Below are 21,956 nucleotides of genomic sequence, written 5' to 3'. Positions count from 1 at the left end.
TCATGAGTAAAATCCGTATTCTTAAGCCCGAAATCCACCCCAAAGGCTGGGGCAAGGAAATCTGGATCATAAATAATGATAAATACTGCGGTAAATTATTGCATTTCACTGCGGGCGCATCATTTAGTGACCATTTTCATCTCAAGAAAGACGAGACATGGTACATCCTTCAAGGAAGTATTGAACTGCGTCATTATGATTTAACGAATGCGGAACGTATTATAGATGTCCTAAAAGAGGGCGATGTTGTGCATGTTCCCATTGGTGCCCCCCATCAGTTGACTGCACTAACGGATGCAATCGTGCTCGAAGTCTCGACCCCTCACGATGAAAAGGACTCGTATCGGATCGGAAAAGGAGACAGTCAGAAGATAGATTCGGCAGATAAAAATCTGTGGGAAAACTATACGCAGTTTATACAGGACAAGATATCCCCTCCCAAGCATGAATAAATATCTTGATTGGAGAAAGTATGTGCTTTTTGCGCAATACCACTTGAGTACAAAATACAAGAAGAGTTATTCGCAATGCGGCGAGGATCTTCTCATGCGGTGCGCCCTGAACCTGATAGGTATCGAGCACCCGACCTATATCGACATCGGCACCAACCATCCGATCCTCAACAACAATACGTATCTCTTTTATTCGACAGGATCTCGAGGCGTGTGCGTCGAACCTGATCCTGAACTCTTTCGCGTGATCAAACGGACGCGAACACGAGATGTATGTCTTCAGGCAGGCGTCGGTCCTGAGGAAAGCGAGGGCGCAGATTTCTACGCCATGAGCTCGAAACCCCTTGGCACATTCTCTCAGAAAGAAGCCGAGAAGAACGCCTCGACTAAGAACTACGGCGATCAATCGATACAGAAGGTACTAAAGCTCCCTCTCTACACTGTTGATTCAATCGTCGAAAAATATCTCTCCGGGTCTGTCGATATTATTTCCGTCGACGCAGAAGGATTGGATTTCGAGATCCTCAAATCGATCAATGTAACGAAATACCGCCCGAAGCTTATTTGCGCCGAAACGTTACGATATAGCGATCAAGGTACGGTTGAAAAACAGAAGGAAATACTTGAGTACCTCGCATCAGTAGGATACATGGTCTATGCCGATACGAACGTGAATACCGTGTTTATAGACAGCGCATTCGCAGACCTGATCCGATGACCTCTACGGACGCTTGATGACGGAGACTCCTCGGTGCTGAACGGTGTTTGAAGCACAGAGATTGGCGAATTTAATCGATTTGATTACATCCTTCGTCTCTGCATATTTGACCACTAATGCCGCGAAAAAGCTGTCGCCGGCACCCGACGTATCCTTCACCTCAAATCGTCGAACCGGATATATCTTGTTTTTAAATAAAGCACCCCCTCCTCCTTGTGTCACGATAGTCTTCTGCATCACTTCGGGGGTGATGCTTGCTTTCGATCGTTCGTACTCGAAGTTGTTTATCTTTATGAAAGCTGCTTTTGCAGCGAAATTGCCGAGGATCTTCTTGGTGTCGAGGAACACACAGTTGTGATTCTCGCAGATATACTGAATATCCGCTTCCGATAGGAAACCCTTGTTATAGTCCGAGATCGCGATGACTGAATATCGTGACAAAGGAATCTTCCGCACCTGGGCTCGCGGCATGCGCGGGTTCGTGTCGACCCTGAGGAACGCATGATTGCTTGCATGGTGCATATACCGCGTCTTGGTCACGTTCTTCCAATTCGGGTTCGTCACAATATCGCAGCTCGAGAGTATGCTTTTGATGTTACGCTCGACATTCATCGCCATCCCGGGATTTTCTTTCTGCTCGATGACGTTCAAAACAGGGATCGGGAGATCAGGAGCAAGACGTTCTGCATGACAGTAGACGAAGACATCCCGTGCACTCTCGCCGATGACAAGGATCTTTTTCATTTGATGGTTATGCCCGGCGCGAGATGCAATTCTTCGAATCCGAGCTTGTGATCGATCGCGGGCTTTTTGAAAATGGTGTTCACGGCATTCGCGATGCTGACCTTGGTCGGATAATACGATTCGGTCAGGTTTGTCGAGGTCGGACACGGTACATTCGGCGTACTGAGCGCGTGCGGTCGCTCTTTGAGCGTCACGGATGCGTTCTGTACTACTTTCGCGGTGATTTCTGATCCCACATTGAACGCTTCATTCGTGGTATCTATAGAGAGAAGCCTGCCGGTCTTCTTGACCGAGGAGATGACCGTATCGATGTCTATGGGATTGATACTCACGAGATCAATAAGCTCTGCGTCGATATCGTCATTCATAAGCTCGAGCGCCTCCTGCGCCGCGATCAAACCGTCGCCATACGCGACGATGGTGATGTCCCTGCCTTTTTTCACGACACGGGCCCTGTCCAGCGGTTCTGCATACAGTTCAACCGGTACATGCTGCTTGATTCCGAAGAGCCAGCGCGGTTCGAGTATCACGACCGGATTTTTGTCTTTAAGAGCAGAGACGAGCAGACCTTTCGCCATGTAGGGTGTCGCGGGTATCACGACCTTGAGTCCGGGTACATTGCCGAAGAGCGAATATAACGCTTGGGTATGCTGCGGCCCGTTTCCCCATTGTCTTCCGACATTGATCCGGATGACGATAGGCACGGGATTACCGCCGCCGAACATATAATTCCATTTTGCCGCCTGGGTGAAGATGGAATCTGAGGCAAGGAGGCTGAATTCGACGCGGCCATGATGCACGATCGGATGAAGACCGGTTATAGCTGCCCCGACCGCCATGCCGGTAACTCCCGCTTCGGAGACCGGGACATCGAGCACGCGGGTCGGATACTTCGCCTTGAGTCCGGCAGTGGTACCGTCGGCACCGTTCTTATACGAGACGCCGAGACCGATGATAAACACCTTCGGATCGATTTCCATCATCTGATCAGCCGCTTCTTTCAGCGCTTCCGTGTATTTTATGATTCGCTCAGGCATAGACGTCGGTATAAAGCTCAGATTTCTCAGGGTACTCGGCAGCGATAGCATATGCGAGATTTCGCGCGGCTTCCTGTTGCACATCGGACTCGATCGCGCCCAGCCGTTTCTCTAAGACCCCCAATCGCAAGAGTTTTTTGCGCAGTCGCTGTACCGAATCTTTCTTGATGCGCACCTCAAACACGTCCTCTTCGCGATATCCCTGCGCATCATCGAAGATAGGAGCGCTGTGCGCCATATGCCGATAGGTCATGCATTCGAGGACGACAGGCCCTCCTCCCTTTCTCATCGCAGTCACTGCTTTTGCGGCCTTGCGATACACATCCTCATAGTCGTTACCGTCAGCTCGGATATACGCAGCACCGAAACCAGTGACAATCTTTTCAGAATCATGCCCGGCGGAGCGACGCTCATGCAACTTGGAATTGACGGAGTACAGGTTGTTTTCCACCACGAGAAGCAGCGGTAGTTTGAAGAGCGCTGCCAAATTGAGGGTTTCGTAGACAACACCTTCTTCGAAAGCGCCATCCCCGAAAAAAGCCACTGTCACGCCTTTTTTCTTCGAGTATTTCTGTTCGAAAGCGCTTCCGTTGGCCAAAGGCACAATACTTCCGAGAATCGGCGTCGATCCGATGAAATTGACCGACGTATCAATCATATGCATCGATCCCCCTTTACCATGCGCACAACCCCCAGCTTTACCGAGAAGCTCACACATCATCCGCTTCATATCCCCTCCTTTCGCAAGGTAATGTCCATGCGATCGATGATTCCCCATCGCTCGGTCTTCCGCTCGCAGGGCATCACTCACCCCAACAGCCACTGCTTCCTGGCCCACATAAAAGTGCACGAAGCTCATTATCTTATTATCGAGATAGTGCTTGGCTATCTGCTCTTCAGCAGCTCGAATGCTGAGCATCTTCGTATACGCATTGATCAATTGCTTCTTCATACGTGCATTTCGATCATGATACGGCCCGCCGTGCCGCTCCGGATCGCATCGATCGCGTCGTTCACCTGATCTAGCTTGATCCGATGCGTGATGACGTCGTCGATATGGAGCGCTCCGGTCTTATACAGATTGATATACCGCGGAATATCGGTCGTCGGCAAGAAACCGCCACCCTGTGTTGCACGAATAGACTTACCTTCTCCGCCGAACAGGTGATGTGCATTCGAAATCTCGATCACTTCTCCTGGCTTCGGTTGTCCGACCATGATGTACCGCCCTCCTCCTCGCAAAAGCGGGAGGGTTGTCTCGATGGCCTTCTTATTTCCTGAGGTGTCGATGATTACATCAAAATCCGAAATACCGAACGTCTTCTGAACTACCTCTCGTATATCACTTTGTGTCGAATCAACGAATAGATGCGCTCCACACTTTTCGGCCAATTCCTTCTTTCCAGGATGGATATCGATAGTCACGATGGGATATGCACGTGCTATGTTCGCCGCTTGAAGGATATTTAGTCCCAAGCCGCCTGCGCCGATGACAAGAACGCTCTCGCCGAACAGTACGCGCGCCTCATCATTTATCACACTTAACGCGGTCGAGAGTCCACAGCCGAGAAGTGCGCACAGCTCATCAGGAGTGTCGTGCGGAACCGCGGTCAGCCGATTTTCAGAGACCAACGAATACTCACTGAACGTAGTGACTTTTCCGCTCGGCATGTTCTTACCCGCATATTCGTATGTCGGGAAATCGGATTCTATCCCCTCGCCTTTACGCCAATGCATCACGACTTTATCTCCTTTTTTGACGCGCGTGACACCTTCTCCGACAGCCTCGACGATGCCGCATCCTTCATGGCCTAGAAGATGTGGCACGAACTTTGCATTCCCTTTGTTTCCGGCGATTTCCTGAAGTTGGGCGCCGCAGATCCCGCTCACGAGAACCTTCACCAATACTTGTCCGAAAGCAGGCTGCCCCACGGTAACCTCCCCGATAGTAAGGGGGGCATCTATCGTCTCAAGGATGGCCGCTTTCATTTTCACCGCGACATTCTAGCACGCAGCGACGTGAATGGTACACTCCGTTTTATGACGTCCGTACTTCTTTATTCTCACCTCGGATTGGGGGATCAAATTATCTGTCACGGCATCGTTCGTGACTACTGTACTCGCTTCACACACGTAACAATCCTTGCCGCACCTCAGACTCTTGCCTCCGTCTCATTTATGTATCGTGATATCAAAAATCTTGAAATTATCCCATGCTCTCATATCGAGGCACCACATTTTCTTGCACGGCATAAAGATAAATTCGATTCCATTCAAAAAATCGGTTTTGAACTTCTGAACCGCACCTCAGGCGTATCGGTTGAAAGACAGTTTTATGCACTTGCCAATGTGGTTTTTGAGAAAAAATGGACTAGCTTTCAAGTCCAAAGAGACCTGATACGCGAGCAAAATTTATATAATCGTATAGCGCCCCCAAAACCGTATATATTCCTCCACGAGGACCAGGAACGAAATTTCACAATTAAGCGACGGCGAATTTCGACCACATTGCCACATATCGCTCCTAATACTGGATTTACGGATAACATTTTCGATTACGGGAAAATTATCGAATCCGCGTCGGAAGTTCATGTCATTGATTCTTCCTTCATGTTTCTCATCGATTGCATGCCATATCAGACATCCGGACAAACGCTTTTTGTACATAGATATGCGCGCCCAAATTCTGAATGGCATTTGCCCACTTTAAGAAAGAAGTGGAAAATTTTGGGTTCGAGTAAGATGAATCTATTTCAAAGAATCGTACGTAAGATACGTCGATGAGTAACAAATGAGCGCTAGATCTTATGCAGTTTTAATAATGAAGCATTGAATTGTCTCAACTGGTTTTATTATTATTTCATTCTTGTCAGCAAAGAATTCATCAAACGCTCTTCGGGCGCCATCAATTTTCCCGTAATCGTGACATATGATTACCCCTCCTTTCGTCATCCTTGGATAGAAGAATTTCAGTCCATCCAATGTTGACTGATACAAATCAACATCGAGGTGGACAAATGAGAATTTCTTTGCCTTAATTTCTTCGGTTGCGGAGTCTGGAAAAAAACCCTTGTAATAGAAAATGTTTTGATAATTCTTAAGATATTCTTGCACGCCTTCGAGCGGAAAAGCTAATTCTCCCTCTTCTGCCTGATCAGGCTCATCTTTTTCAGAAGGCTTAGGAACTCCAGAAAAAGTATCGAAAAGATGCAGCGGTTTTGAGGTCGCTTCGCGTATGATTCTTGCAGAGCCTCCTCGATATACCCCAACCTCTGCAACTTCGCCGTCCAATTTGCTGGTTTTTTTTGCCAAAGAGAATAATTGATACATCTCGAGATTGCTTTGGAGAACCCATTTATCTTCTCGGATTTTTTCTATCACTTTTAGTGCTTCAGGGAAATCAAGATTCTTATAGCCATAGCTGGCAATAATCGCATAAATCCCTTCCAGAGGTAGAAATCCGATTTTTTCCCGAGTTTGAAGGAAGCGTGCAAATATTTTTTTTCCAATCCATTTCGGCGAATATTTCATGATGATTCCGTGTTATCCCATGGACTCTCGACCAGCATTACACCATGATGATGATGCGAGAATCGATTGGTTACGTTTGTAATCTGCAGCGGTATTATAGCTTCTCGAGAAGGATCTTGTTCAATCCGAACAGTCAGACTGTAATTTCCAACATTCATCGCAATATGACTATTGCTTGGAAACGTGAATACAGACCTGTGAATACCCTCCTTTCTACGAGCAAGCAAATTAGGATTCTTATCCGTGTCTCGTGAATAGAATACAAGAGCACCATGCTCATTAGTGCATGAAGCCGTAATCCAGAATTTTGATTTTTTATCACGAACCTCATATTCCACATCTACCCTAAAAGGAACATCGGGCTCGAAAGTAGTTGCCGGTTGCCCGTCGCCACCACGCACGGTAACAGATTTTAGTTCAAATCCTTTTGAAGAATCTTCAGGAAATTCAATGCGCGCAACCCCTGAGTTAGCTTCCATTCTCTCTAAATAGGTAGAGACTACTTCTGATGTCGGGCCCACCATTCTTACTTGACCTTCTTCGAGCAATACACTCCTATCGCATAGACTTTGAACGACATCCAGATTATGGCTGACGAAAAGGATGGTACGTCCGTATTTTCGAGCAGATTCATGTATTTTTGCAAGACACTTTCTTTGAAATTCAGCGTCTCCAACAGCCAATACTTCATCAATCAGCAAAATGTCGGGCTCCATATGCACTGCAACTGAAAAAGCCAGACGCACCTGCATTCCAGAGGAATATCGTTTTACGGGTGTATCTAGGAATTTATCGACTTCAGCAAACGCGACAATCTCGTCGAACTTACGCGCGATCTCGCTTCGCTTCATACCGAGGATTGCGCCGCTGAAATAGATGTTCTCACGCCCGGTAAGTTCGGGATGGAAACCCGTACCGACTTCAAGGAGCGACGAGATGCGGCCACGTATCACTACCTCTCCATCTGTCGGCTCGGTTATGCGATTGAGTATCTTCAATAGAGTTGATTTCCCTGCCCCATTCCTTCCAATGACGCCGACAATCTCGCCGGGCTCCACTGAGAACGTTACGTCCTTTAACGCCCAGAAAACCATCGATTCGCTTATTTGCTTTGTTTTCCGAGCAAGAAAAGATCCGGGTCTCTGTATCAGAGCCGCGAGCGAGTCACGCAAGGCAAAATAGTAATCGCTCTTGCCCGACAAGACATATGACTTGGAGATAGATTTAACTTCAATAATGGGCTTCATATGAGATCTGCAAAGAATCGTTCGGTCTGCTTAAAGTAGACAAGTCCAATTACCAGGACAATAAGCGCAGCGAGTGCAGCAAGACCGAGCAAAGTCCAATTGATCGGCTGCAGACCGAAAAGCGCTGCTCGTGCCGCCTTAATCACGCCGGTCATCGGATTCAGTGCGAGTACCCAGGAATATTTTCCCAGTATGGATGGTGAATAAATGACCGGGGTTACAAACATGAGTAACTGAACGAAGAACGGAAGAACATACTTAACGTCGCGGTATTTAACGTTCACTGCCGAGAGCAGAAGCCCAAGCCCGACCGCAAAAACACAGGTAATAAGAAGAAGGAGCGGCAGTATAAAAAGTCCCCGCAGCTCAGGAACGAATCCGTACCACACCATAAGACCCGCGAGGATTACTGACGCGATAAGGAAATCGATCAGATTTGAGAATACCGACGAAATCGGCAGAAGGATGCGGGGAAAATATACCTTCGTAAGAAGGTTCTGATTCGCGACCAGGCTATTGCTTGCCTGCAGAAGCGAAGCAGAAAAGAGCTGCCAGAACAGTAGGCCCGTGAAGACGAATACGGGATATGGGATATTGTCGGAAGGGATCTTGGCAAACTTGCCGAACAAGACCGTGAAAATCAACATCGTCGAGAGCGGCTGGAATATGGCCCATCCGACGCCGATGAAAGTCTGTTTGTACCGGATCTTGAGGTCGCGCCACGTAAAAAAAAGCAGCAATTCCCTTCCCTGCCAGAGCTCTCTCAGATCCATCCATGAAAATTTCCTTCGCGGCCGGATGACAAGCACCATAATTCGCCATTAGAGCACTACTTGCCTAACCCGTCCAGCAAGAGCTTTCATGCTACACTGCGCCAAAAACTTTCCGCCGTGAATCATATGTCAGCTCGAGAAATACTACTCTCTGCCGTAACCCTCTATCGAGAGCTGGATACTTCGCATCCCGCCACTGTGCGGTTGGTAAGATTTATCCTGTCAGGAGGTCTTGCGACCGCTGTTAATCTCGGAACGCTGTTTGTTCTCACACATTTCTTTGATATCTGGTACCTCTATTCCTCTATTGCGGCGTTCGCGGTCTCGTTCTTCGTCAGCTTCTCTCTTCAAAAATTCTGGACGTTTGCTGAGAACTCGCGCACTCATCTACACATACAAGCAACGCTGTATCTCTTGGTGATGATCCTGACGCTTATATTGAACACGACAATTATCTACACCCTTGTCGAACATGCGAATATCCACTACCTGATCGGGCAGCTCGTCAGCGGAATCTGCATAGCGATCATTAATTTCTTCAGCTACAAGCACCTCGTTTTCAAGTCTCGAACAGCAAAGTCTGATGTTGAACCGCTCAAACTAATCCACCTACTTATGATAGCGGGAGCGGTTGTGGCACTGTTACTACTTTCCTTCTATCGATTACAGGAGAATCCACCAACATGGTTGGACGAGGGATCGATCGTACAAGTGTCACAGAATCTCATAGACCACGACGTGTACGGAATACAGATTGCCCCGGGGGAATTCATATCGACCGACTTCTTGACCACCAGTATTCCGGTCATCTATCCGATCGCGCTGTCGTTCGCGCTCTTCGGCACAGATCTTTTGATCGCACGATGCGTTATGGTTGCGTTCATTATTCTCCTCGGATGGTGCATATTTGCATTGGTTCGAAGCATTGCTCCCGAGCGCGGGTATACGACACCCATTCTCTCCCTGCTACTTCTTGTTACATTCGCGCCTCTCTACGGTCACGGGAAAAACGTACTCGGCGAAGTGCCGGGACTCATGTTTTTCGCAGCATCACTGCTTGCATTTATACGCGCCGAACGATCAGGGCGCGTACCTGTCTGGGTTGGCGCCGGCATCCTTGCCGGACTCTCAATGGCCACAAAACCAATCTACCTCCTCATTATTGCTCCGTCAGCGTTTCTTATTTTTCTCATTCGACGCAAATCCCTATCCTTCAATGCGGCGTGCGCCTACGCACTCGGCGCTCTCGCGGTCGTATGCGCCTGGTTTGTGATTCATCTCGGCGGTGACGTCCATGCTCTCAGGGAGATTTTATTCGCCGCCAACGCCGATGGCTCCACCCCGTTTCAACGACTTCCCCTGATCTTCGTGCAATTCTTCACAGAATTGCAGCCGATGTATTTCCTCGGTCTGCTCGGCATATGGATACTCTCACTCATGGCTCGCTGGAAGCGCGGAATTAGAGTCGAGTCAATCGAGTTTTTTGCCGTGACGTTCGCTATGGTAAACCTAGGCCTCTACCTCATGAGTCGCGGATTCTATCGCTACTTCTTTCCTGCAGAAGTCCTCGCGCTCGTATTCCTTCCTCTCGCACTCGCAACCATTTCAACCCCGCCACAACGTCGGACCATCACTCGTGTGGGAAGCGGAGTATGTATCGCTGCCCTGATACTGTTCCAAGCGCATCAAACCGTCTTTAACTCGTGGATCTCTGAATACCGCAATAGTACTCGCTCAGCGGAACTTACTGAACATTTGCGGAATATTCCCGAGGGAAAAAGTGTTTTTTTCTATAATGTTCCGGAAGCAGTGATCTTCTTTGAATCCTCCGAGTATTACCAATATCTCAGATACGGCGACAACGTCATCCGCGGCGAGAAAAACCTGGCACTACTATTCTCCGGTACTCCTGATTTCGTACTAGTTGATCAGAAATTCGAAGAAACTGAGCGCCTTACCGGTCTATACACCCAAGTGGACAGATTCGATAAGTACATTCTCTACGAAAAGAAATCGGAGAATATCAGTTCCCGATGACCTTTACATCAGGAAGCGGGACGATGAATTTCGTCCCCTGCGAAACCAGTGCTGATTCACGCTTCATAAAGCCATCAACGAAACTGTACGGAAGTGCAATAAGGTAGTCTGGCTTCGCTTCGCGCATCTCTTCTTCAGTAGTAATGCGGATATCCGATCCAATGATGTACTTCCAATGCTTGAAGGGATTAGAATCCGCCGCTGCGGTGATAGTCTCGCCTCCTATGCCGCAGTATTGAAGGATGGTATTTCCTTTCGTCGAAGCGCCGTATACCCAGATACTCTTTCCCTCTGCCTTTATCTGGTTGCATAACTGTCGAAGATCATCCCGAGTCTTCTCGATGCGGCGCATGAACGCGTGATAGGTCTCCTCCTCGAAAAGGCCGTCGGCGATCTCTTGACGAAGATTAGCATTCAGACGCTCGGTCGTAGGATACGCGGCACAACCCTTCTTCTTGACGAAGACCCTGAAACTTCCTCCATACACATCATTCTCGGTGACATCGAATACTTCCAAACCCACCTGGTCCAGCAGCCAGGTCATATGATTTGTCGCGTAGTATCCCGCATGTTCATGGACAATATTGTCGTACATGTTCGTCCTGATCATCGCAGGAAGATACGCCATTTGAATGATCCACACTCCGTCGTCATCAAGACATGCCGCGACGTCTCGTGCGAGGCTGATCGGGTCGTCGAGGTGATAGAACATCGCGATGCTGAATACCAGTTTCGCCTTCTGCGCAGAGACAGCGTCAAACGCTGCCTTGTTGAAAAAATCACGTACCACTGTGTATCGCTCTGACGAAAACATTGGGGTGACGTTCTTCGCGGGGTCAATCGTAATGAGACGCACAGGATCTTCGCGGAAGAACGAGAGCAGCGTCCCATCGTTCCCTCCAATATCGAGTACAACATCACCCTCCTTAAGTGCGTTCAAAGTTTTTGCACTTGCCGCTACGTCTTCGAGAATGCGGGCCATAGAGGAATTGGTACTGCTGGTATAGGGGTAGGCGTCATACATCGCGGTCAGATCGAGGCGATGACCGAGCTGCACCAGTCCGCACGTGCTCCCATCTTCCTTCTTCTTACACATGACCATATCCAGTGGATACTTCACCGCATCGCGACGATATTCAAGGTTCTCCGGAAAGACAGAGGAAAGATACTGCTCGCCGATGTCGATGCACGGAATAATCTCGGTATTGCCGCAAACACGGCACCGATCAATACGAGGAGCGTTAGATGAAGTCATGTTTCGTAATCTGATTCTAGAGCTTCGGCTTCCAATTATCAAGAAAGGTGAATACCTCGCGAGCATAGGGGAAATCGTCATGGGGTTCCGATATCTCCTGATGATCGACAACGCCTTGAAACAAGATGTTCGTGCCGAGATGTGCAGCGATATCCTTGAGAGCAACCGCCTCCCTCCCGCCGACCTCGACAATTCCCGTGCGATCAAGATTAGATACAATCCATGAAGCAACGAAGTCACGAGACGCGAAACAATACCTACTTTCCCCGTCGACGAACACAGGTCTGCCGGAGACCATGTCGACCAAAACCCCTTTTTGCAAATCTTCGCTGTACATTGCCCCGAGACGTACTATGAGGTTGTCTTTCGCGCTACACAATGACTCCGCTGCCGCCTTGTGGCGTCCATACATCGTATCGAGTTGGGAGCGGGCAGAGATGGTGCTGATCTGGACGAATTTACCAAACTTCCATCGATAGAGGAGATCCGCGGTCTTTGCAACAGTCTCCCGGAAATCCCACTCTGGATCTTCCTTTGCTTTGAAACGAGCACTGGGCATCGCAGCGTTTATAAGAACGTCATACGATCCATGCATACTATCCGTATACGTATCCCGCGTGACCGGCGTCACCTCGTACGCAGAAGATTTGAGCGCCATGACTAAGGCCCTGCCGACATAGCCCTGCGCGCCGACTACTGCAATAGACGCCATGGCTATTCACGTGCCTCACCTTCTCCTTTGAGGTGATCGATACGAATGATCGGGGGGTCGCAATCATCCCACCGTTTAGAAAGCATAGCGATCGCCGTCACGGCAGTAATCGCATAGAACGCATGCGAGACCCCCTTCGGTGTCCGGACACACGAACCACGACTCATATGTATCTGCTCTTCTGGTGCATCTTCCGAATCCTTCGTGACCATGACTCCCGACCCTTCCACGACCAGAAAATACTCATTGAATTCCGGATGGAAATGATGCCCTCGCGTCTTCCCTGGTTGGAAATAGAGCATATTGAATTCCACCAATGGGTCTTCAGGAAGCCACGTAAAAATGCCGCCTCTCCCGTCTCGCACGGTCTCAAGGTTACAGGAGGGCTTGAGGATCTCGATTTTCATGCGGTCAGTGTACGTGAGGTACCTGATGCGTCAAGAAGTTCTATTGAAAATCACCAGGCGCAACAGGTTCAGGAAATACTTCGGCGCCTGTTGCAGGAAATTTAGTTTCGATTCGCCGTATTTGCGCGGATGGAACGTTACGGGAACTTCAACAATCCGGGCGCCACTTCTGGTGGCCCGGAATATCGTCTCGAAGAGGAAGAAATTCTTGTCCTCGATCGTATGGAGTTTCTTCCAGGTAGAAGTGCGCAGGATACGAAAATTCGTATTGTATTCACGATGTCCGCCGACGCGGCTTATGATGCGAACGATCCAGTTACAGACCCGGCCGATCGGCAGCATCATTTCCTGGGTTATCATCCGTCTGCGAATCTCACCTCCGGGTATTGTCCTCGGGATCTTGTAACCCAAAACCATGTCCACCCCTCCTTTCGCCCTATTGAAAAGAGTTCGCATGTCAGATGCAATGAATGAAAGATCAGCATCTGAGGATAGGATATATTCCCCCCGTGCAGCGTTATATCCGTCTCGCAACGCCGAACCAATACCCAAGAGGCCTGATCTTTCGATGAGTACCACATTCCCATATGTATTGTTTAATTGCGAAACCAGCTCACGCGTGCCATCTTTTGAATTATCGTCTACGATAATGACTTCAATAGGTACATCCTGAAACTCACGCTCGATCTGTGGAACGAATATCGCAAGATTTTCTTTTTCCCGGTAGGTAGGAAGCACAATCGAAAGGATAGGATCTGTTGCCATATCTATACAAATTTCACCTTCCGCATCGCGAAGACTGTCATTTTGAGGAGCAGCCAGCCGTGGCTCCAGCGACGGATGTTGGTCTCGCCATAGACTCGCTCCTTATAGCGGATCGGGAGATCGATGATTTTGCAATTAAGTTTGGACGCACCGAAAAGGAGATCGAAATCGCCAAATGGGTCGAAGTCGCCGAAAAACGCCCTTCCTGCCTTGATGTGCTCATAGTCCTCCCGCCAGAGCATCTTGGTCCCGCAGAGCGTGTCCTTGAGCCGTGAATTAAGCAGCCAGCTGAACGCGAGACTGAAGAATTTGTTACCCAGAAGATTCAGGAAGCGCATCGACTCTTTCTCGAGCGGATACACTAAGCGCGAACCATTGATGAAATCGCCACGCCCTTCGACGAGCGCGCGATAGAACTTCTCGACATCCGGTGCCGGGACTGTCATGTCTGCATCGTAAATCGTGAGGATATCCCCCGTCGCCATATCGAATCCTTTGCGTACGGCATCCCCCTTCCCTTTCCCGTCTTGCTGCGCGATGACGATCCGCTTCTCATTCCCATACTTCCCCGCGATGCGCTGTATCTCTTCCCACGTGTTGTCCTTCGAATTGCCCTCGACGAAGATAATCTCCGTAAACGCACCGAGCTGCGGCAATTCAGTCGCGATACGCTCGATCATCCCCGCTTCGTTGCGCGCCGGGACCACGATAGAAAGCGATGGATTCGTGAGCGGCGTGCGGGAATCCTGTTTGCGCAGAACCACGTAGTGATAGAGGCCGAGGTGCGAGAACGGAAATATGTTCGCAACGTACGTATTAAAAAACCAGCTGACGAGTGGAATGTATTTCGGAATCAGCATGCGGCTGCCACTGCGCACCGCCTCCAATCCTTCAAGGCGCGCGAAGTTCTCGATGTCCGCACGCGACACCCAATTCTCGAGTCGAGACGGCATACGCAAGCCGAGGAGCGAGGCGAGGCGAAGGATTGGTCCCCAGAACGCACTATGCTGCGTCACGATAATCCTTCCGTGCCACGATATGTGCTCATTCGCTTCACGGAAAAGCATCTGGATATCTTCGACATGCCCGAGGAGGTCGGAAATGACCACGTAGTCGAATTCGCCCTCTACTGCTGAAAGCTCCTTCGTCTCGAAGGCGAGCTCTCCCTGATCATATGTGCGGATATGCTCGATGAGCGCCTCGCTCACATGGATACCAAGCCCGCGCGACGGCTGCACGCGCTGTAATAAGGATGGAGAGTCGGCGCCGACATGCAGTACCGAGCTCCCTTTCGGCACGAGGAACGCGATGAACGACTCGATATGTTCGTGATAGAAACGGTTCTTCCGGCGCCACTTCAGGCGCTGATGTGCATGCTGATTGAAATATTCGCGTGCTGCCGGGTGGAGATGCATAGATTACGGTATCGCGTACGGATCGCTGTCGGCACAATCATACACGTACCCCTTGATGACGCCAGAGTGCGTCTCGAAAAGCGGCGTGCAGGTGTTGAAGAAAGAGCGATAGAACCCGCCTTCGTTCAAGAGTGGCACATCGACGACGAGGTACCATCCATCATGCTGTGCGAATCGCTCACGATGCTCTGTCACATATGAAGGTACCGCATAGAATCGGCCCGCATATTTCCCGATCGTATTCAGTTCATAGGCACCAGCATCGGCATGCGTAATAATGCTCGGCGCATCCGACTGAGCGATGAATGCTACGCTTTCAGCAAGAACGTCCGCGGAACTGCCATACATACCGCCCCAAAAGTATTCTTGGATGAAGAGAAGGTTATACGAGACACCGATGACGACCAGTGCCGTGACCGCACTCGATCGGAATGGCGACGAGATTCTCGCCATAAGCACGAGAAGCGCTGATACCAGAAACGCTACCGCCATGAAAAGAAATGACATGTAGAAGCCGAGGGGGCCGTTGCCGCCAGTAAACGGCATGAGGATATTCCAGTGCCCCGATACAACCGCTGAAGGCCACGCCGTCTTTGGATAGAGCGGTATCACCGTGTGTGGCAGAAGTGCGAGGGCAATAAGTACGATACTGAGCCCCACCCCCACAAGGAAGCCGGTTCGCCGGCTGGCTTCAGGACGATTCGTGAATACCGCGGCAAGCACCGTTCCTGAAAGAGCAACAAGCGGCACGATCGTGTACATGAGGTATTTATCCAAAGCTCCCTGCGAGAAATCAAACAGAATGAAATAGAAGAGGGATCCGAGAAGACCATAGATAATGAAGATGCTGTTTTTCTGCAGCTGCTCTTTCGTCGCAAGAAACGGAAGGAGAATGAGAAGCGGCGAGAGGTAGAACAGTGCCTTCACTGCCTGGATGACGATCTGCATATATCCCCTTCCTTCAAAACGGATGTAGGACGTCGCATGTGAGATAGTCGGGCCGATATCGAACGCCGGCATGAGCTTGTCCGCAAGAATGAGTGCCACCGCCAAAACACCAGCCCCGAGAACAAAAAGTCCGGCCGCGCTCGCAACGAACCGCGCCGTAAATCGATTCCGCATGTGCCAGAGATAATCCAGAAGGATGGCGGCCGGCACGAGTACAAAGCTAAGCTTCGTCATAAAGCCAAGTGCCACCGCGCCGAAGAGCGCGCCAAGCCAGCCTAGTTTGCCGCGAGTCGTCTCGGCATCAAAAAAGCGGCCATAGGCATACACAGCCGCTAAAAAGAAGGCAGGCAGTATCGTACCGTCCATATCCAGCATGAGGGACGCCAAGACGCCATACATGGATATCGCATACAGTCCGGTTGCCCACGCCGCTGCTGAAGCACTTACGCGGCGTCGCATCACGATATAGAGAAGCCACGCCGAGAGCACGCCGAATATCAACGGCATGAGACGCAGATTATCCGCTCCGAAAATCGCCCCGCTCCAGACGTAGATCAATTCCATGAGCGGTGGGTGCGCTGAGAGCCCGCCCTCGATACCTACGCGCACCATTTGCGCGTTTTTCCATTCATCTTGATGGTACGGAAGATCAAGCCCCAGCAGACGGATCAGCGCAAATACGCCAAGGAGAAGTGGTAAGAGATACATCGCACGATGGTGCAGAGAAGGAATACTAGTCATGATTTTTCGCATAATCGCTGATTGCGAGGCGTGTTTCTCGTACTCGCTGCGGGCATTCACCGCCAGCTGTCTCCTTTTTTCGGGATCATTTTTGAGCGCGATGATGGCGTCGGCAATCGCACGAGGATTCGCCTTCTCAAGCATACAAAATGCTGCGCCACTGAAAATCTCGCGTACCGCATCAGAATACCCGGTTATGTACGGGATGCCCATGACCGCCGATTCGAATGCCTTATGCGGGATAGTACGATCGAGTCGCGGGTTATTTTCGAACTGACCGAGACTTACGTCTGCATCAGAAATATACCCTCGCATCTCGTCGAAGGAGAGATGTGTAGAGATGAGCTGTACATTCGTCAGATTCTGCTCGTGAATCACCTGCTCTACGTGCTTGAGTAAGTGCCCATATCCGACAATACGGAATTCAATATCACTCTGAGATTGCAGCAGGTGCGCCGCCTCAAGGATATGCATAATCCCTGATTCGGGCGTGAGTCGTCCACGGAAAAGCACCGCGAATTTCTGATTCTGCTCCTTTCCTTTTTCTTTGAAGAAGACCGATTCGTCGACGCCCGTATAGATCACCGCATATGACTTTGCACGACCGAAACGACTAATGAGGTAGTTCTTCTGCGCCTCACTCTCGACAAGAACACGGTCCGCACACCAGATAGCGAGCCAGTCCACGATCGTAAAGATCCATTTTTTAAATCGCGACGCACCATGCGAATGTGCAAGCGCATCAGAGAACGAGCCAAGAAAATCGACAATGACCGGCGCACGCGAAAATAATCGCGCGATCGGCACGGTCACATGCCCTGGATACCCGACGATGAGCGCGTCATATGTCCCACGAAGAGAGAGTAGCCGCCATGCGAGGCGCGCGTATTTCATCGGCCCCGGAGAAGTATCGCGACATTCCACAATCTCGTGACCCGCAGCGCGGAGTGCGCGCATGTAGATCCGATTGCGCGAGAAGTCAGGATCGTAGATACCGAAATACAGGAAGCGCATGTGAATTTATGATACACAGATTTCTGATACCACCCGATTGACGAGAGCTGAAAGACTATGCGCTGCAATGTTCTTCTCCGATGCACGCTGGAGAGAGCTCAGGGTCGGTGCATCGAGCGAGAGGATCACAGCAAGCTTCTGTGCAAGATCCTGCGCGTCCTTCTCGCGAAAGACGAGTCGTGGATCTGCATCCTGTGCGTAGTCCTTACTAGACGCAAGCGAGAGCGCGCCGCACGCTCCCGCTTCGAAGATCGTCTTATCGAACATGCCGCTCGCACTCGCATTTACAAAAATTTGATATGCGGCAAATATTTTCGGCGTTTCGGTATTCGGAACTCCCGGACAAAAACGCACACGACTCTTGAGGCCCTGATCAGCGACATACGCACGCAGGCTGTCGTGATACGCACGATCCTGCGGCAATGAATCCCCATAGATCGACGCAGTGAATTCTGCACCCTGATCCTTTAGGGTCCTCAGTGCCTGCAGTATCACCTCGATATTCTTTGATGGCGCGATGCGTCCGAGCGAGAGGATCGAATGCGGCACCCTCTCGCCGTGCGGCGTGAAGTGCGTCGTGTCGATGCCGACCGGCATGACCACGGTCTTACGGTACTTCCTCGTATATGAATGTTCTGATGTGCAGAACACTTTGGTAGCGAACATCGCTGCAACATCCGTAAGGAATCCGCCTGCATAGTGATTACGCCACAGATAGATGCACTTCCCCATCAGCTTCCAGAGCCAGCCGGCAAGAAGCACATACTCCTGATTCATGTGCACGAAGACCGCATCGTATTCATGACTCAGCTGCCATACATATCGGAAAAAATTGGTGAGGTACTTCCATCGGGACTCTCCGCCTTCTTTGCCTAACGAGTGCACTGTAACGTTCTCAGGCAGCGCATGCTCGCCTTCTTTGAGGCAGATGACATGAATGTGTTCGTAGTGAGTCGCGAGTTCCTCGAGCCAGCGATGGAAAAAACCGAGGAACGAATCGTTCCGATCGACCACCTGTGTCACGACAAGAAGTCGCATAGCTTATTTCCCGTACACTCCGTCCAGGAGATCGAGGTCTTTCCCGGAATCGCGAAGCAGCTTCTTGTTCTTCTCTTCCATTCCCTTCAGTGCTTCGATGCCTGCACGATCCTCAGGGAACATCTGTTCATACAAATGTCGGAACGCCGCATAGTCCTTGATGAAGCAGTGCCCACCCGCACCGCGCCCCGCAGGACCGCCGTGTCCGCTCTGGTGTACCGGATCCAAGTGAGAACGTCCCATGCGTGGATCAGCGGCGAAGGCATCACGCACCGCGTCGTACTTGCCGCCGAGCTTCTGCGTGAGGTCATACAGCATGTTCATGTAGACGACCTTGAGATAGAGCCAATTGTTGCCGGCGTATTTGATGATCTCAGCTTCAACAGCGGAGCAGATGAGCTCGAACGGTGCAGGCGGAAGTACCGAGAGCACCTTCTGAGCCGCCGCACGATTCTCCGGCGTATCGGCGCAGATACCGATGATGTTCCGATCCGGATGTCCGGCATCATATGCAGCCGTCGCCTCGCGCAGGAATTCCGGCGAATGCATCACGATCTTGGTGGGATACGCTGCTTGGATCGTATTGGTCATTCCCGGCAGCATCGTCGATTTGATGATCGCGATCTTCCCATCGCCGACGAGCGACACAGCGTCCCGGACGATCGCATCGCTGAAGCCCTCAGGTGTCGTCGGCGTCGGCACCGCAATGAAGACGATGTCGCACTCCTTGATGTTCTCTTTGTTCGCACGATACGGCTCTTCAAGCGCATAGCGCACCACGGTAAATCCGCGACTCTCGAATTCATCCGCGTAATTCTTCCCAATGAATCCCTGCCCCACGTAGCCGATGACGAGTTCCGAAGACGGCTTCTGGCCACCCTGACGTCGCTCTACTTTCCCCGACGATGAGATGTCCGAATACCACATATCGCGATACTCCGCTTCGTTCGGAAGATCGAGCATCAGTTTGCTCCGCTTCCCTTCCGAAAGCATCGCGATCGCGACACGCGGAAGCTCTTCCGGCGACGCAATGACGGCGCCCGCCTCTTTCGCGAATCCGACATCGTACGAGACGACCGGACATCCTGCCGCGAGTGCTTCAACCACCACGAGTCCGTATCCCTCATAGTGCGACGTGAGCATGAGGAGATCGGCCGCTTTGTAGAACGGAAACGGATCTTGCGCACCTTCGAATACCACCTTCTTCTCGATACCAAGCTCTTTAACAAGATGTTCAAGTGAGGCGCGCTCGCTGCCACTGCCGACAATGACGAGGCCCGCACCGGAATCCGCGTTCGCGATTTCCGCGAATGCACGGATTGCGCCGGCGACATTCTTTTCTGACTCAAGCCGCGAAACCACCAAAACTACTTTCGTAAAATCAGGATAGCGTTCGCGACGATTGATCGCTTCCGCTTTATGCAGTGCCTCGAGATCAATGAAAACCGGGAGAACCGACGGCGCATTGAAACCGCGCTCAACGAGTGACTGGGCGATACGGTTCGAGACCGCGCGCACCGCGTCCGCACGAGCCAGGACGAATCGCGCCAGAAGAACCTTCAGGCGGCTGCCAAACGAATGTCCGGCAAACTGCGCATCAAAGAGATCGGTATGTATCTGGACATGCAACCGGCTCCCGCGCAGGCGTGCGATGACCCAAGCGATAAGTCCCGTGAAGAAGGGGTCCTGCGCCGAGACGACATCCGGACGCTGCACCCGAGAGCCCGCGGCAATGGCCCGAAATGCCCCCAAAACGCGACCTAAACCGAAGCCGCGAACCGAGGCGTTCCCGGCGATCTGGATGACCTGACGGGGCCCATGAGGGACCAACACGTCCATGCGCTCGACGGTGCGCGCCTGCATGCGCAAACGCCGCGTAACGGCGCTTGATTCTTCAAAGGCATTCCGGTCGGTAGAGAGTACCAATACCCGCATTGGCGCATTCTAGCGGGGTTTGCCGAGGGTATCAAATCACACCACGTTTCCCCCACCCTGCGCAATATGCGCATGCTCCTCGGCGACTTTCTCCCACGTCTGGTCAGTCGGTAGCGCAGCCACATCGCGCAACGCCTTCTCATAGGTTTCGGTATCGAAGAGCGACTCCATTACCGCCTGCATGGAGTCGGCATTAAGCGGATCGAACTGAAGATACCCCGGAAGCTGTACCGAAAGCCCGTTGTCGCGGCTGATGATGGCGGGTTTTCCATGCGCCAGACTCTCAAGGATGAAATTCGGATTGAATTCGGAGAGCGCCGGAGCAAGCGCAACGGATGATGCATCGATGCGTGCAAAGAGCGATTGCTGATCCATCTTCGGTAGGATCTCGATTCGCTCTCCGAGAGATGCCGCCTCCTTTGCAATGAGTTCACGATCCGGTCCGTCACCGATGAGCACCAACCGAGCCTCGGGATGTTTCCCGCTGACTTTTGTAAATGCCTGAAGCACCACAGGCAGATTCTTGTACGAGACGAAACGGCCGGCGAAGAGAAAGGTGAAGGTGCCTGATTCTCGCGAAAATACTGTACGCGTCGGGAAGGGATTTCTGATGATGCGCACGCGATCCGCTGGAACACCGTAGTGCGTCACATAGATCTCTTTGAGAAATTCGTTGTAGGTCACGATAGTCTCCGCAGACTGCACCACACGTCGAATCGTGCGAAAGAGGCGCGGTCGATCTACTTTAAAAAGTCCCTGCTCGTAGTACGCCCGCATCGGCACAAACCGCTCACCATGTTCGACAACTCGCTCCCAGATAGGATCACCTCCGATGCGCAACAAGAATCGCTTTCGCAACAGACGCGCAAAGAACGCCGACGGTACGCCTGCGGTCGTGAGATCGAATGCGTAGATCACATCATGTCGGAGGGATTCTCGCGCGATCGCGAGCGCATAGAGCGCCCATGACACGAGCTTCCCGTACTTCCTGCTCGCACGCAATACACGATATTTCTCGTCTCCTGTATGATCGCCGAACGCAACGACGCTCACCTGCCAGCCGAGCGAATGGAAGTGTTCAGCGATCTTCTGGACATGCGTCGCCGGGCCGCCGACGTCCGGGAAAAAGATGCCAGTCGTGAGGAGGATTTTCATATTGCCTTCGATAGAGGTGTCACGCATAGTAT

At 51.1% G+C, this 21,956-nt stretch carries 20 protein-coding genes; 4 read left to right on the top strand and 16 right to left on the bottom strand.

The window, feature by feature from the left end; translation table 11 throughout:
• The first annotated feature begins 2 nt into the window (after positions 1-2).
• Positions 3-452 carry a cupin domain-containing protein gene (locus JNK62_02525; protein ID MBL8158380.1) on the top strand — a complete coding sequence of 150 codons (450 nt, stop codon included), beginning with the start codon at positions 3-5 and terminating at the stop codon, positions 450-452.
• Positions 445-1,170 carry an FkbM family methyltransferase gene (locus JNK62_02520; GenBank protein MBL8158379.1) on the top strand — a complete coding sequence of 242 codons (726 nt, stop codon included), beginning with the start codon at positions 445-447 and terminating at the stop codon, positions 1,168-1,170. Before JNK62_02525 ends, JNK62_02520 begins: the two co-directional genes overlap by 8 nt.
• 3 nt (positions 1,171-1,173) lie before the next feature.
• On the opposite strand, the gene JNK62_02515 is transcribed toward JNK62_02520, so the two are convergent.
• The 4 genes from JNK62_02515 to JNK62_02500 are packed head-to-tail and all read right to left on the bottom strand — an operon-like array spanning position 1,174 to position 4,940.
• Positions 1,174-1,914, bottom strand: a complete 741-nt coding sequence (locus JNK62_02515) for a hypothetical protein (GenBank protein MBL8158378.1) — start codon at positions 1,912-1,914, stop codon at positions 1,174-1,176.
• Positions 1,911-2,951: an alpha-ketoacid dehydrogenase subunit beta gene (locus JNK62_02510; GenBank protein ID MBL8158377.1), complete on the bottom strand. Its 1,041-nt coding sequence runs from the start codon at positions 2,949-2,951 to the stop codon at positions 1,911-1,913. The genes JNK62_02515 and JNK62_02510 overlap by 4 nt, the downstream gene beginning before the upstream one ends.
• A complete protein-coding gene (locus tag JNK62_02505) occupies positions 2,944-3,903 on the bottom strand; it encodes a thiamine pyrophosphate-dependent dehydrogenase E1 component subunit alpha (protein MBL8158376.1) in 960 nt (319 codons plus the stop codon). Before JNK62_02505 ends, JNK62_02510 begins: the two co-directional genes overlap by 8 nt.
• The gene (locus tag JNK62_02500; protein ID MBL8158375.1) at positions 3,900-4,940 is read right to left on the bottom strand and encodes a zinc-binding dehydrogenase; all 1,041 of its coding nucleotides are present in this window, start codon (positions 4,938-4,940) and stop codon (positions 3,900-3,902) included. The genes JNK62_02505 and JNK62_02500 overlap by 4 nt, the downstream gene beginning before the upstream one ends.
• 51 nt (positions 4,941-4,991) lie before the next feature.
• Between JNK62_02500 and JNK62_02495 the strand changes: the two genes are divergently transcribed.
• Positions 4,992-5,735 carry a hypothetical protein gene (locus JNK62_02495; protein MBL8158374.1) on the top strand — a complete coding sequence of 248 codons (744 nt, stop codon included), beginning with the start codon at positions 4,992-4,994 and terminating at the stop codon, positions 5,733-5,735.
• Between the two features lie 21 nt (positions 5,736-5,756).
• On the opposite strand, the gene JNK62_02490 is transcribed toward JNK62_02495, so the two are convergent.
• Genes JNK62_02490 through JNK62_02480 form a run of 3 tightly spaced genes read right to left on the bottom strand, consistent with a single transcriptional unit; the run spans position 5,757 to position 8,541 of the window.
• Entirely contained in the window at positions 5,757-6,482 is a 726-nt protein-coding gene (locus JNK62_02490) for a class I SAM-dependent methyltransferase (protein MBL8158373.1), read from the bottom strand.
• Complete coding sequence (locus tag JNK62_02485) at positions 6,479-7,729, bottom strand: ABC transporter ATP-binding protein (protein ID MBL8158372.1); 1,251 nt, start codon at positions 7,727-7,729, stop codon at positions 6,479-6,481. Before JNK62_02485 ends, JNK62_02490 begins: the two co-directional genes overlap by 4 nt.
• Positions 7,726-8,541, bottom strand: a complete 816-nt coding sequence (locus tag JNK62_02480; GenBank protein ID MBL8158371.1) for an ABC transporter permease — start codon at positions 8,539-8,541, stop codon at positions 7,726-7,728. The genes JNK62_02485 and JNK62_02480 overlap by 4 nt, the downstream gene beginning before the upstream one ends.
• 87 nt (positions 8,542-8,628) lie before the next feature.
• Between JNK62_02480 and JNK62_02475 the strand changes: the two genes are divergently transcribed.
• Entirely contained in the window at positions 8,629-10,539 is a 1,911-nt protein-coding gene (locus JNK62_02475; protein ID MBL8158370.1) for a GtrA family protein, read from the top strand.
• Here JNK62_02475 and JNK62_02470 read toward each other — a convergent pair.
• Genes JNK62_02470 through JNK62_02430 form a run of 9 tightly spaced genes read right to left on the bottom strand, consistent with a single transcriptional unit; the run spans position 10,526 to position 21,951 of the window.
• Entirely contained in the window at positions 10,526-11,794 is a 1,269-nt protein-coding gene (locus JNK62_02470; protein ID MBL8158369.1) for a class I SAM-dependent methyltransferase, read from the bottom strand. The two genes, JNK62_02475 and JNK62_02470, sit on opposite strands and share 14 nt — an antisense overlap.
• A 16-nt stretch (positions 11,795-11,810) precedes the next feature.
• The gene (locus tag JNK62_02465; protein ID MBL8158368.1) at positions 11,811-12,506 is read right to left on the bottom strand and encodes an NAD-dependent epimerase/dehydratase family protein; all 696 of its coding nucleotides are present in this window, start codon (positions 12,504-12,506) and stop codon (positions 11,811-11,813) included.
• Positions 12,507-12,508: 2 nt separating this feature from the next.
• Positions 12,509-12,913, bottom strand: a complete 405-nt coding sequence (locus JNK62_02460; GenBank protein MBL8158367.1) for a cupin domain-containing protein — start codon at positions 12,911-12,913, stop codon at positions 12,509-12,511.
• Between the two features lie 30 nt (positions 12,914-12,943).
• Positions 12,944-13,678, bottom strand: coding sequence for a glycosyltransferase (locus JNK62_02455; protein ID MBL8158366.1), 735 nt, complete (start codon positions 13,676-13,678; stop codon positions 12,944-12,946).
• 2 nt (positions 13,679-13,680) lie between these two features.
• Positions 13,681-15,093 carry a glycosyltransferase gene (locus JNK62_02450; protein ID MBL8158365.1) on the bottom strand — a complete coding sequence of 471 codons (1,413 nt, stop codon included), beginning with the start codon at positions 15,091-15,093 and terminating at the stop codon, positions 13,681-13,683.
• Between the two features lie 3 nt (positions 15,094-15,096).
• Complete coding sequence (locus JNK62_02445; GenBank protein ID MBL8158364.1) at positions 15,097-17,796, bottom strand: glycosyltransferase family 39 protein; 2,700 nt, start codon at positions 17,794-17,796, stop codon at positions 15,097-15,099.
• A 6-nt stretch (positions 17,797-17,802) separates the two neighbouring features.
• Positions 17,803-18,834 (bottom strand): glycosyltransferase, encoded by a 1,032-nt coding sequence (locus JNK62_02440; GenBank protein ID MBL8158363.1) that lies wholly within the window; start codon positions 18,832-18,834, stop codon positions 17,803-17,805.
• A gap of 3 nt (positions 18,835-18,837) precedes the next feature.
• Positions 18,838-20,769, bottom strand: coding sequence for a glycosyltransferase (locus JNK62_02435; GenBank protein ID MBL8158362.1), 1,932 nt, complete (start codon positions 20,767-20,769; stop codon positions 18,838-18,840).
• Positions 20,770-20,805: 36 nt separating this feature from the next.
• Complete coding sequence (locus tag JNK62_02430) at positions 20,806-21,951, bottom strand: glycosyltransferase family 4 protein (protein ID MBL8158361.1); 1,146 nt, start codon at positions 21,949-21,951, stop codon at positions 20,806-20,808.
• Positions 21,952-21,956: the final 5 nt, after the last annotated feature.

Source organism: bacterium (genome assembly GCA_016789445.1).
Taxonomy (GTDB): domain Bacteria; phylum Patescibacteriota; class Minisyncoccia; order Phycocordibacterales; family UBA2100; genus UBA10103.
This window is presented reverse-complemented; position numbering and strand designations above follow the sequence as displayed.

Excerpts from the sequence above, each read along its gene's own strand:
- JNK62_02460 (MBL8158367.1), bottom strand. The coding sequence starts at position 12,913 with ATGAAAATCGAGATCCTCAAGCCCTCCTGTAACCTTGAGACCGTGCGA.
- JNK62_02525 (MBL8158380.1), top strand. The coding sequence starts at position 3 with ATGAGTAAAATCCGTATTCTTAAGCCCGAAATCCACCCCAAAGGCTGG.
- JNK62_02505 (MBL8158376.1), bottom strand. The coding sequence starts at position 3,903 with ATGAAGAAGCAATTGATCAATGCGTATACGAAGATGCTCAGCATTCGA.
- JNK62_02450 (MBL8158365.1), bottom strand. The coding sequence starts at position 15,093 with ATGCATCTCCACCCGGCAGCACGCGAATATTTCAATCAGCATGCACAT.
- JNK62_02470 (MBL8158369.1), bottom strand. The coding sequence starts at position 11,794 with ATGACTTCATCTAACGCTCCTCGTATTGATCGGTGCCGTGTTTGCGGC.
- JNK62_02455 (MBL8158366.1), bottom strand. The coding sequence starts at position 13,678 with ATGGCAACAGATCCTATCCTTTCGATTGTGCTTCCTACCTACCGGGAA.
- JNK62_02465 (MBL8158368.1), bottom strand. The coding sequence starts at position 12,506 with ATGGCGTCTATTGCAGTAGTCGGCGCGCAGGGCTATGTCGGCAGGGCC.
- JNK62_02430 (MBL8158361.1), bottom strand. The coding sequence starts at position 21,951 with ATGCGTGACACCTCTATCGAAGGCAATATGAAAATCCTCCTCACGACT.
- JNK62_02440 (MBL8158363.1), bottom strand. The coding sequence starts at position 18,834 with ATGCGACTTCTTGTCGTGACACAGGTGGTCGATCGGAACGATTCGTTC.
- JNK62_02520 (MBL8158379.1), top strand. The coding sequence starts at position 445 with ATGAATAAATATCTTGATTGGAGAAAGTATGTGCTTTTTGCGCAATAC.
- JNK62_02500 (MBL8158375.1), bottom strand. The coding sequence starts at position 4,940 with ATGAAAGCGGCCATCCTTGAGACGATAGATGCCCCCCTTACTATCGGG.
- JNK62_02480 (MBL8158371.1), bottom strand. The coding sequence starts at position 8,541 with ATGGTGCTTGTCATCCGGCCGCGAAGGAAATTTTCATGGATGGATCTG.
- JNK62_02490 (MBL8158373.1), bottom strand. The coding sequence starts at position 6,482 with ATGAAATATTCGCCGAAATGGATTGGAAAAAAAATATTTGCACGCTTC.
- JNK62_02435 (MBL8158362.1), bottom strand. The coding sequence starts at position 20,769 with ATGCGGGTATTGGTACTCTCTACCGACCGGAATGCCTTTGAAGAATCA.
- JNK62_02510 (MBL8158377.1), bottom strand. The coding sequence starts at position 2,951 with ATGCCTGAGCGAATCATAAAATACACGGAAGCGCTGAAAGAAGCGGCT.
- JNK62_02485 (MBL8158372.1), bottom strand. The coding sequence starts at position 7,729 with ATGAAGCCCATTATTGAAGTTAAATCTATCTCCAAGTCATATGTCTTG.
- JNK62_02515 (MBL8158378.1), bottom strand. The coding sequence starts at position 1,914 with ATGAAAAAGATCCTTGTCATCGGCGAGAGTGCACGGGATGTCTTCGTC.
- JNK62_02445 (MBL8158364.1), bottom strand. The coding sequence starts at position 17,796 with ATGCGCTTCCTGTATTTCGGTATCTACGATCCTGACTTCTCGCGCAAT.
- JNK62_02475 (MBL8158370.1), top strand. The coding sequence starts at position 8,629 with ATGTCAGCTCGAGAAATACTACTCTCTGCCGTAACCCTCTATCGAGAG.
- JNK62_02495 (MBL8158374.1), top strand. The coding sequence starts at position 4,992 with ATGACGTCCGTACTTCTTTATTCTCACCTCGGATTGGGGGATCAAATT.